The 9,997-nt window shown below is 34.2% G+C and carries 11 protein-coding genes and 1 rRNA gene; 4 read left to right on the top strand and 8 right to left on the bottom strand.

The window, feature by feature from the left end; translation table 11 throughout:
* Both ACIQ4I_RS20660 and ACIQ4I_RS20655 read left to right on the top strand, forming a co-directional pair.
* On the top strand, positions 1 to 1,061 hold a 1,061-nt coding region (locus ACIQ4I_RS20660), incomplete at its 5' end, for a hypothetical protein (protein WP_403099623.1).
* A 25-nt stretch (positions 1,062 to 1,086) separates the two neighbouring features.
* The gene (locus tag ACIQ4I_RS20655) at positions 1,087 to 1,758 is read left to right on the top strand and encodes a DUF2642 domain-containing protein (RefSeq protein WP_403099620.1); all 672 of its coding nucleotides are present in this window, start codon (positions 1,087 to 1,089) and stop codon (positions 1,756 to 1,758) included.
* Positions 1,759 to 1,890: 132 nt separating this feature from the next.
* Here the strand turns inward: ACIQ4I_RS20655 and ACIQ4I_RS20650 are convergent, their stop codons facing one another.
* Entirely contained in the window at positions 1,891 to 2,676 is a 786-nt protein-coding gene (locus tag ACIQ4I_RS20650) for a TrmB family transcriptional regulator (RefSeq protein ID WP_403099618.1), read from the bottom strand.
* 114 nt (positions 2,677 to 2,790) lie between these two features.
* Here ACIQ4I_RS20650 and ACIQ4I_RS20645 point away from each other — a divergent pair, with 114 nt between their 5' ends.
* Positions 2,791 to 3,567, top strand: a complete 777-nt coding sequence (locus ACIQ4I_RS20645; RefSeq protein WP_403099615.1) for a TSUP family transporter — start codon at positions 2,791 to 2,793, stop codon at positions 3,565 to 3,567.
* 239 nt (positions 3,568 to 3,806) lie between these two features.
* On the opposite strand, the gene ACIQ4I_RS20640 is transcribed toward ACIQ4I_RS20645, so the two are convergent.
* The gene (locus tag ACIQ4I_RS20640) at positions 3,807 to 4,373 is read right to left on the bottom strand and encodes a TetR/AcrR family transcriptional regulator (RefSeq protein WP_403099613.1); all 567 of its coding nucleotides are present in this window, start codon (positions 4,371 to 4,373) and stop codon (positions 3,807 to 3,809) included.
* A gap of 154 nt (positions 4,374 to 4,527) precedes the next feature.
* Between ACIQ4I_RS20640 and ACIQ4I_RS20635 the strand changes: the two genes are divergently transcribed.
* Positions 4,528 to 5,286, top strand: a complete 759-nt coding sequence (locus tag ACIQ4I_RS20635) for an SDR family oxidoreductase (protein ID WP_403099611.1) — start codon at positions 4,528 to 4,530, stop codon at positions 5,284 to 5,286.
* 172 nt (positions 5,287 to 5,458) lie between these two features.
* Here the strand turns inward: ACIQ4I_RS20635 and ACIQ4I_RS20630 are convergent, their stop codons facing one another.
* The 6 genes from ACIQ4I_RS20630 to rrf form a co-directional block, all read right to left on the bottom strand.
* Positions 5,459 to 6,499, bottom strand: coding sequence for a DUF4179 domain-containing protein (locus tag ACIQ4I_RS20630; RefSeq protein WP_403099609.1), 1,041 nt, complete (start codon positions 6,497 to 6,499; stop codon positions 5,459 to 5,461).
* The gene (locus ACIQ4I_RS20625) at positions 6,496 to 7,062 is read right to left on the bottom strand and encodes a sigma-70 family RNA polymerase sigma factor (protein WP_403099606.1); all 567 of its coding nucleotides are present in this window, start codon (positions 7,060 to 7,062) and stop codon (positions 6,496 to 6,498) included. The genes ACIQ4I_RS20630 and ACIQ4I_RS20625 overlap by 4 nt, the downstream gene beginning before the upstream one ends.
* A 186-nt stretch (positions 7,063 to 7,248) precedes the next feature.
* The gene (locus tag ACIQ4I_RS20620) at positions 7,249 to 7,905 is read right to left on the bottom strand and encodes an HAD family hydrolase (RefSeq protein WP_403099603.1); all 657 of its coding nucleotides are present in this window, start codon (positions 7,903 to 7,905) and stop codon (positions 7,249 to 7,251) included.
* 164 nt (positions 7,906 to 8,069) lie between these two features.
* A complete protein-coding gene (locus tag ACIQ4I_RS20615; protein WP_403099600.1) occupies positions 8,070 to 8,675 on the bottom strand; it encodes a DedA family protein in 606 nt (201 codons plus the stop codon).
* A 60-nt stretch (positions 8,676 to 8,735) separates the two neighbouring features.
* The gene (locus ACIQ4I_RS20610; RefSeq protein ID WP_403099597.1) at positions 8,736 to 9,392 is read right to left on the bottom strand and encodes a phosphatase PAP2 family protein; all 657 of its coding nucleotides are present in this window, start codon (positions 9,390 to 9,392) and stop codon (positions 8,736 to 8,738) included.
* 534 nt (positions 9,393 to 9,926) lie between these two features.
* Positions 9,927 to 9,997 (bottom strand): 5S ribosomal RNA (gene rrf / locus ACIQ4I_RS20715); the annotation flags it as partial.

Genomic DNA, 9,997 nt, shown 5'->3' with positions numbered 1-9,997 from the left:
CTGAGCCTGTTCAAATTCCAGAGCCTGAATCTTCCCTACCTCCTAAAATCGAAACTGTCCAAATTCCAGAGCTCGAATCTGCCCTACCTCCTGAAAACGAGCTTGCTCAACTTTCTAATCTTGATTCTGTTCATATCCCTGAATCTGAGCCTGTTCAAATTCCAGAGCCTGAATCTTCCCTACCTCCTAAAATCGAAACTGTCCAAATTCCAGAGCTCGAATCTGCCCTACCTCCTAAAATCGAAACTGTCCAAATTCCAGAGCTCGAATCTGCCCTACCTCCTGAAAACGAATTTGTTCAAATCCCTGAATCTGAACCTGTTCAACTTTCAGAGCTCGAATCTATCCTAGCTTCTGAATCTGAACCTGCACTATCTCCCGATCCGGTATTTGTTCAACCTTCTAAACCTGATTCTGTCCTACTTTTTATGCCTGAGCTTGTTCCAATAAAGAATAAAAACAGAACATCTCAAAAAGATCAAACTATTGATAAAAATGATAATAAATTTAAAAATGGAATGCTCCCACAAGATCATCTTGATTCTATCACTACAAGTCATTATTACAACGAAACTGATGATGAAAATCCAGAAATGGATGAATCACAAATCCATATAGAAGAATCAATCCAAAATACTTATGTTACACCCATAGATACGAATGAATTTCAGTATGGTGAAGAATCTAATGATACTTTAGTAGAAAATCTAAATACTGTTGTGATGAACAAAAACAGAAAATTTAGAAGGGAATTTAAGCTAACCAAATCTAACTCTTACAAAAAAAAAATGAAAAGCGCAACATCTATAATCTCTTCTTTCACTAATAAAAAAACTTTAAAACCGAAATATAATTCATTAAATAAAGATTACCAAATATATTCTTATCATGTAGATTCAAATGATCAACAAACTAAATCACTGTTTTCTAACTCATTATGTGTCCCAAAACATATGTCTCACAAAGAAGAAAAGATTATTTTAGAGAAACAGTACTTTGCATTAATGAAGCATGCGGAACGAATGTACCTGCAATTGAAGAATGAACGCTTAAAGAAATAATATTTGACTAAAGAGGATGATGATATTGGAAAAATTACTTCAAAATTTTGATAAAGAAATAGCGAAGATCGAGATATCAGGAGGTAAATTTCTCAAAGGTTCAATCATTGAAATAAGTAATGAAATTGTCGTACTATTTAACGGAACTGATTATCTTTATATCCCGATTGATCATATCCAAAATTTAAAGGTAAATAATGATAATGAGGATCAAATCGACGAACCTACAGAACCACCTAGTATTAATAAAGACAAAGAAGAATTAACCCTAACACAGGTGCTTATCCAAGCACAAGGTATGTATATTGAAATTTTTGCAACTGGAAAATTATCACTAAGTGGATATATCTCTAATATTATGGATGATTTTATTGTATTTCAATCTCCAATTTATAAATCGCAGTATATTGCAATAAAACATTTGAAATGGCTTATTCCTTATTCATCCAATAAAAGGCCCTACGAATTAGCAGAGAAAACTTTTGATATTCTCCCTTATAATGGACCCTTATCAAATACTTTAGAATCCCAAGTAGAGAAAATGAAAAATAAGCTTGTTGTTATAAATAACGGTGAAGAAACCCATTATATCGGAAAGTTAAATAATGTCGTAGGGAAAATCGTAGAAATAAAAACTGCCAGATCAACTTCAGCTTATATTAACATGGATCATTTCAAAACAATTCAAGAAGTATGAAATTTTTTGATACCGCTCAAATTTATAAATACTTAAATCTCAATATAAAAAGCTTGTAAAATCATTAAAAGATTTTACAAGCTTTTTTTCTATCCACATGTTCATAACTTTTTCCATTCTTTTATCCACAAGTTAATCTTCCATAAAGAATTTTTTGCGTTCAGTAGATACCCACTGTTCTAGGTCATCTTCACTTCTTCTGACTAAGCGATTGACTAACACATCATGCCAAACATAATCTTCCAATAAATAAATATGTACGGGATCGTCTGTATAAAATGCCAATTCACGTTCACCTAATGATGACCCGTATATCATTTCCTTTGCATCAATGGATAGGACAAACCATGTCGTACTTGTCGGTGCTTCTGTAAAATGAGTAATTCTGTGTAAATCTACACCTTTTGCAGGGTGATTCACATGCAATGTAATACCTTGAATTTGGACATTTCCTGCTACTTCTTCTAAATCTTCTCTTAACTCTTCATACATATCGTCCCACATTGAAATAATAATTCGCTTTTTGGCTTTTTTAATGAGTGATTTGCAATAGCTAATAATCGTCATTTTTTCTTTTAATGTAAGCACTCGATTGTCTGGTTTTTCTTCTGTCGTTTCTAGTTGCTTTAACTTTTTGCTCAAACTTTGATAATTTGTTTCCCAAGTGGATTGTGCTCTTTCTAGAAAGACATCTACTGGTAGTGGTGAATACTCAGCACCATTCGTTTTTTCCTCTTTTAAGACAATCCCTTTTTCTACGAGGGTTTTCAAAATATCATAGATTCGTGCTCGTGGTATACCAGAATCTTTGCTTACTTGGTAAGCAGTTACTGCTCCCTGTTTGACTAGGGAAACATAGGATTTTGCTTCATATTCAGTGAATCCCATTGTCTTTAGCTGCTGCACTAAGTTCTCCATTTTGCATTCCTCCGTTTTCTTCTACCTTTATCATACCAAATATTTTTGCACTATTTACAATCAAAAAGATTTTAGTTACTATTTTAGTAGTCACTATTAAGAAAGGTTGATTCGATGCCATTTAATTTAGATATTAATTATTCATTATTGTTAATTCTTGTGATTTTTGGATTTTTGGCAGCATTTATTGATTCAGTTGTTGGTGGAGGCGGATTAATCGGTTTACCAGCATTATTATTTGTTGGTCTCTCACCTGCTGCAGCGGTTGCGACAAACAAACTCGCGGGTACGATGGGGTCTCTTACAAGTACAATTACTTTTTACCGATCAGGGAAAATGGATTTCAAATCTGTTGCAAAATTTTTCCCATTAGTATTTGTTGGTTCAGCCCTAGGTGCATGGATTGTCCATTTAATGGATCCAAATGTTTTGAAGCCACTTATGCTCATTATGCTAGCAGCAGTTGCTGTGTATACAGTGTTCAAAAAAGATTGGGGAAGCATCTCTACATACAAAAAGTTATCACCATCTAAGCTTGCTCTATTTATTTTAGTCATTTTCGCAATTGGATTTTATGATGGTTTCTTAGGACCTGGTACAGGATCTTTTCTTATCTTTGCCTTTTTAATGGTTGGCTTTGATTTTCTAAAGGCAGCAGGCAATGCTCGATTCTTAAATTTCGGAAGTAATATTGCGGCATTACTGATGTTCATGTCTTTGGGACAAATCCATTATGCATACGGAATACCAATGGGCATTGCACAAATCTTCGGTGCCATTGCTGGTTCTAAATTTGCGTTAAAACAAGGGACTGGCTATGTGCGAGTATTATTTATCATTGTTACATGCTCATTATTAACTAAAAATGTTTATGATTATTTCTTTAAATGAGGAATAGGTTATGATGACGCTGTCTAAAAGATCTACTTTCATAAGACATACATGGGCAAGCCTTGAGCTGCTTCGTCATGATGCTCCTACAGGATATTGCTTTTCCAGTAGGGGTTATCTCGTACCGCAGTACACATTTCTTTCTATATGTAGTGTGAAATCAAAAATAGATTATAAATATTTCAACTATACCGGGGGGCTAATTCACTTATGGCCCCCATCTTTTTATAGCTTTCTCCTTAGTCCTTCAACTGCAATATCTTCGTAAGTTGATCATTCATATAGGACACAGGATACGAAAAATTACAATTCACCCATTCCACAATCATACCGATGATGGCATAAGTTTGATAGGAAGCATATAATTCTACATCTATGCCTTTATGTTTGTATTTATATTGTTCTATTTCTTCCTTGATCCATTCTTTAATTTTTTCACTAAAGATATTGTGAAACTTGATGGTACTTTCATAAGAAAAGACCATTTGATAAAACTGCTTGTACTCTAATATGTGTTGAAAAATACCAATTGTCTCACTTTTTAATGTAGCCATGTTAAGTATCGGTTGATGTGAGTACGGTTCAAAATATGCTTTAAAAAAGGCATTCATTATTCTCTCCATGACTTCGTTAAACAAATCTTCCTTCTGTACATAATGCCCATAGAATGTTCCTCTATTTACTTGGGCCTTCTTACATATATCTGTAATAGAAATATCCTCGTAATTTTTTTCATTGATTAATTCGATTAAAGCCTGATGAAGTGCTTTTTTTGTTTTAATAACACGTAAATCATTTTTATTCATAAATGGGGCTCCTCACTTATTGAACACTTATTCTTTAATCTGTTTAATAACCTACTATTTGTCTTTATTTTGCTTATTGAAACCGTTTTCTTATGTATTATACAATATTTATTGAACAAATGTTTGATAGATAACTATTAAAGGAGAGATTGATATGCGTTTAGAAAATAAAGTAGCCATCGTCACTGGTGCAGCATCTGGTATGGGTAAAGCTATAGCAGAATTATATGCAAAAGAAGGCGCAAAAGTCGTTGCCTCCGATTTGAATCTTGAAGGTGCAGAAGTCGTTGTAGCTGGTATTAAAGAAAACGGTGGCATCGCAGTAGCTATCAAAACAAATGTTGCTGAAGAAACAGATCTTCAAGCAATGTATGATTTAGCGATTGAAAAATACGGTAAATTAGATATTGTCGTCAATAATGCAGGCATCATGGATGGTATGCAACCAGTTGGCGAAGTAGACGACCAGCGTTGGGATTTAGTATTCTCAGTTAATACAACTGGCGTTATGAAATCAATGCGTATCGCAACTAACATATTCTTAGAACAAGGCCATGGCGTAATCGTTAACAACATTTCAGCAGGTGGTCTTTATGGCGCTCGTGCTGGTGCTGCATACACTGCTTCAAAACATGCTGTTGTTGGTTTAACTAAAAACACTGCCTTTATGTATGCAGATAAAAATATTCGTTGTAACGGCATTGCTCCTGGTGGCGTAGCAACAAACATCGGCTCAACTATGACAAATATGAGTGAATTAGGAGCAGCTCGTCAAAATCTAGGTATGGCTATTATGCCACGTGGTGGTCAACCAGAAGAAATTGCACAGCTTGCATTATTCTTAGGTTCTGAGGAATCAAGCTTTATCAACGGGCAAGTAGTAGCAGCTGACGCTGGTTGGTCTGCATACTAATTGATGCTATAGAGCGATTAATTGATTAATACAATCCTCCATAAATTTAAAGCCAAGAGCAGTGGATCGTTCCATGCCTTGGCTTTTTGGTTGTAATATTATCAGATATTTCGTAGGAAAGGCTTCCGTATACGCATTAGATAGAAGCACTTGTTGTCTAGTTTGTTGCAAATTATTTTCCCTTTTTCAAATCAATTTCAATCGGTTTCATTTTCCGTTCTTCATGCCCTTTTCCTTCACCCAGACTTAGAATAACAGTTGGTGTAACGATTAATTTCGTTGCTTTTTCGTTAATAACATTCATCGTGTCACTAAATTGAGATTTCGCCCCTTGATTATGACTAATTCCACCATTTCCCTCTATATAATAAGTCGTTCCAACATCATCTACAACATCTAGAATTGTTGAAACATCTTTCCACTTTTCAAGAATTTTAGAATCAACGGTTTGTTGGTAATTTAGAACAGTCGAAACATCTGTCATTTCAAATGACTGTATAATTATTTTGAGTCCTTTAGATTCACTTGTCTGATTTACAAGTTGAGTCTTACCTTCAACTTTATCTAAAGAGAAGTCAAAAGACCAATCTCCCTTTACTTTTGTACCAGAGGTAGTATTAGTAAATGATTCTGGCTGCCAGCTTACTTGTACAGTATTCGTTCCTTTGCCGTCTCCCTTATACATTGGTGTTATTTTATCTACTCCTACATATTTAGTAGCACTTATTTTCTTTAAATATGAGCTACCTCCTGCTCCGATTGCATTCTCTACAGAAGGTGAACCAGCTATCATCGGGCCGTCTCCTAAGTCCGTTTTTGTTTCAACTGCATAAGAAATAGTGATAGAAGTACCATCATATACTGCATTATCGATCATAACAGATACTCCGTTACTAGTTTGAACCTGTCCGATAGTTGTAGAAAACTCATCATACTTTTCATAGAAGTTATCTTCATCTTGAAAATAACTGATCACATTCTTCATAAATGGGATTTGAGATGCGACTGAAGGAAATGCAAAACCTGTTGTCGTAACTACACCAATTGTTATAACAGCTGCCGCAACAATATTACGATATAACGTAGATGTTTTTCTTTTGCTCTTTGATCCAAGCACATATTGCTTAACCCTTTGTTTCTCTGTTTCCGACACTTCAACTGGCTCAATATCTTCAACATTTACACCCGTCCAGTCTTTATAATTTTTTGTCATATGAAACTCTCCCTTAACTGAATAGTATTCGCTAGTTTTCGCTTTCCTCTATAAAGGCGATTATCAACAGCTGCTTTTGTTATATTCAATTTCTCTGCTATCTCAGAATTTTTCATTTCTAAAAAAAACTTCATGACAAAAATATCCCGGTCAAGTATATCTAGCTTACTTAATGCAAAAAGTAGTTCATTTTTTTGCTCACGTTGCAAAAGTTGTTGCTGTAGATCCTTTTTATCTGTAAAAGGCTTCTCCTCTTCAAGTTGTTCTTCACGTGATTGCTGTTTTTCTAGAGTTCGGTACAGATCAATCGCCTTGTATTTCGCAATCATCCCAATCCATTTCTTAAATTCCTCTTGATCTCCACTAAATTGCTTTGCGTTTTGCCAAACCGATAAAAAGACGTCATTCACACATTCATCCACTGCATCTCTTTTAGCTATTGGCTGTAAGATTTTATAAGCAATAGCTTTAACTAGTGGCATATAGGCATCGATTACAAATTCAAGGGCATCTTCTTTTTGTTTTTTTAAACGCACGATAAAATTTTTCGCAGAACATGTCATACACTTATCTCCTTTTGCTATTGAAAAAGCTTTTTCACTAAGTACAACGACGGCAATATGATTTTATTCTCAACTTTTTTAGGATTTTTAAATTGTTTGATTAAAAAAAGAGAAACACACATTATTTGGAAAGTGCGTTTCTCTTATATTAACAAAAATTAATTTCAGCAAGTCCTATTTAAATCATTATTGGACATTCAATAAATATTTGCCCAACTCCTGTATATCTTGGACAATACCTTCAGGTTTTGCTAATTCCAACTCTTCGCGGCTACCATATCCGTAACATACACCAATGCTTGTAATTCCTTCTTTTTGTGCCCCAATAATGTCATATTTACGATCTCCAATCATAACAACACTTTGTTTAGGTGGGAAGGATAACTGTTTTAAAACTTCATGTATGACTTCATGTTTAGCTGAACGTGTACCATCTAAATTACTCCCTACCACCACATCAAAATACTGATTTAAATTAAAATAATTTAGTATTTCTTCAGCAAAAATAGTTAGCTTTGATGTAGCCACTGCTAACTTTATCCCTTTTTTCTTCAATAGAGAAAGTAATTCGTCAATTCCAGGATATACTTTGTTTTCATACAAACCAACTTGTTGAAATCTTTCACGATAATACTCAATCGCTTTTTCTGCCTTTTGCTGATCAAATCCGCAAAACTCGCAAAAAGATCCCATTAATGGGGGACCAATAAATGATTCCAAAGTTTGTTCATCTAAACTTGCTTCATTCAATTTTTCTAATGCATAAGCAATACTTTTTGTAATACCTTCCTTCGGGTCTGTTAACGTACCATCCAAATCAAATAATATGTACTCAAAACTCATACATTATCCCTCCCATTAAATAATTCTGTATTTCTTTTCTATTTATTGTAGGTAAAATGCCAAACATAGTAAACAAATTTATGGAAAAGACTAATAATACCGCTTCTAACAAATAAAAAACTGTAGATACGCCCAAAAGAACGCACTACAGCAAATAGATTTCATTACTTCTTCCTACTTCTGATAAACCAAAAAACAAACAATACAAATAGTACACCTAAAATTATGACCACAACATTAGAGTATGTATCCATATACCCAGCGATTGTACTCCATGAAGAGCCTACCGCTGCTCCCACATTTACTAAAATACTATTCCAAATTAACGAACCAATTGTCGTAAATAATAAGAATACGCCAAAGTTCATATGTGCCATGCCAGCTGGAATAGAAATTAAACTTCTAACTAATGGGACAAGCCTTCCCACTAATACTGCCCAGACCCCAAACTTATGAAACCAAGCATCTGCTTTGCGAATATCCTTTCGAGTTAATCTTAGTATATGCCCCCATCTATCAACTATTTTCTCTAGTCTATGTACGTCAAGAAGTAGACCGATACCGTATAAAACAATAGCTCCAACTACTGAACCAATTGTTGAAAAGATAATTACGCCAATTACAGTTGCATCCGATGTAGTCGTCAGGAATCCACTAAATGTTAAAATTACTTCAGATGGAATAGGTGGGAAAATATTTTCTAAAGCAATTAAGAGGAGTATACCTATATATCCATATGAATTCATTACTTCAATAATCCAATTTTCCAAATTAGCTCTCCTCTCAATATTAACTCCCACTAATTATTAGAAATTCACAGATTCTTCATACTAAGACAGATGGCTTCTTTCATATTGTTTTTCTTTATATCTTTGGAAGAACCAAATAGCTATTGTTAGCCATAAACCGCTGGCAAAATAGCCTCCAACTATATCGCTTGGATAATGTACACCAAGATAAATTCGGCTAATACCAATCATTAGGATGAATATAATACTTACCAAAATTAGAGCAGTACGGCCTAACCGGTTTGGTATATGACGCCATAACAAGAATGCAACAATCCCATAAAAGGAAAATGCACTCATTGCATGCCCACTTGGAAAACTATAGCCACCTGCTTCGATTAATCGATGAAAGTCTGGACGTGCTCGATGAAACAGCTGCTTTAAAATCCCATTTAAGATTACCGTCCCTATTATTACCGTGCTAAACAATAGGAATTCTGCTCGATGCTTTAACACTATATATAAATAATACGATACAACAATAAATAGAACCATTACCACAGGAAATGAACCTAAATATGTGAAAAACTTCATGATTATAGTAAGTAACGGTGACTCTAGCCCTTGAATAAAGGAAATAATCGTTTGGTCAAATTGAACAATTTTATGATCGCTTATAAGAATAGCTATGCTACTAAATCCTATAAGTGAAACTAATGCTACTAAGAAGGCACTCAACAGCTGACCTTTTAATTTCATATTAATAACCCCTTCTTCATTTATTTAAGAGAATATTTTCCTCCTCTTTTCTATAATGCAAGGCTTCTCTTTAAAAGCGATCCAAGATATTAGACCATCACTTTCTTTTCTACCTTTTGCATTCTAAATAAAATTATACTTTATCCGTTTAACAGTAAAAATATTTTGGAAACTAAAAGTATAATCCTCATTTATTTCTCTTATATTGTATATACTTTCATTTTCTTCACCATCACTCTTCCGTTGTCATTGGACTCTTTTTCAACTTTAACATAAGTTGCAGGCAGAAACAGTAGAGTATAAATTAGTTCCTAAAATTGTTGCTCTAAAACCCGAATTACTGTTTTATTATTCATTTGTATTCCTCCTAAAATGTGTAGTAAAGCTTTTTGCATTCTCTATTTTGACAGCTAATGATGAATAGTTAACGAAACTTCTTAAAAAAGTTGATTAGAATTTAATTAGCAATTTCTTATTTCCAACAAATTTAAACGCAAAAAAGCACAACTAAATAATCAGTTGTGCTTTAAGTGTGCCTAGCAACGTCCTACTCTCGCAGGGGGACAGCCCCCAACTACCATTGGCGCTAAAGAGCTTAACTTCTG

The sequence above is a fragment of the Rummeliibacillus sp. NPDC094406 genome, assembly GCF_044763875.1.
In the GTDB taxonomy this organism is placed as follows: domain Bacteria; phylum Bacillota; class Bacilli; order Bacillales_A; family Planococcaceae; genus Rummeliibacillus.
The sequence above is the reverse complement of the archived record's forward strand: the minus strand, read 5'-3'. Positions and strand labels throughout refer to the sequence as shown.

Bases quoted from the DNA above. Each gene is read 5' to 3' on its own strand.
- ACIQ4I_RS20625 (WP_403099606.1), bottom strand. From the start codon at position 7,062: ATGACATGTTCTGCGAAAAATTTTATCGTGCGTTTAAAAAAACAAAAA.
- ACIQ4I_RS20610 (WP_403099597.1), bottom strand. From the start codon at position 9,392: ATGAAATTAAAAGGTCAGCTGTTGAGTGCCTTCTTAGTAGCATTAGTT.
- ACIQ4I_RS20645 (WP_403099615.1), top strand. From the start codon at position 2,791: ATGCCATTTAATTTAGATATTAATTATTCATTATTGTTAATTCTTGTG.
- ACIQ4I_RS20650 (WP_403099618.1), bottom strand. From the start codon at position 2,676: ATGGAGAACTTAGTGCAGCAGCTAAAGACAATGGGATTCACTGAATAT.
- ACIQ4I_RS20635 (WP_403099611.1), top strand. From the start codon at position 4,528: ATGCGTTTAGAAAATAAAGTAGCCATCGTCACTGGTGCAGCATCTGGT.
- ACIQ4I_RS20630 (WP_403099609.1), bottom strand. From the start codon at position 6,499: ATGACAAAAAATTATAAAGACTGGACGGGTGTAAATGTTGAAGATATT.
- ACIQ4I_RS20640 (WP_403099613.1), bottom strand. From the start codon at position 4,373: ATGAATAAAAATGATTTACGTGTTATTAAAACAAAAAAAGCACTTCAT.
- ACIQ4I_RS20620 (WP_403099603.1), bottom strand. From the start codon at position 7,905: ATGAGTTTTGAGTACATATTATTTGATTTGGATGGTACGTTAACAGAC.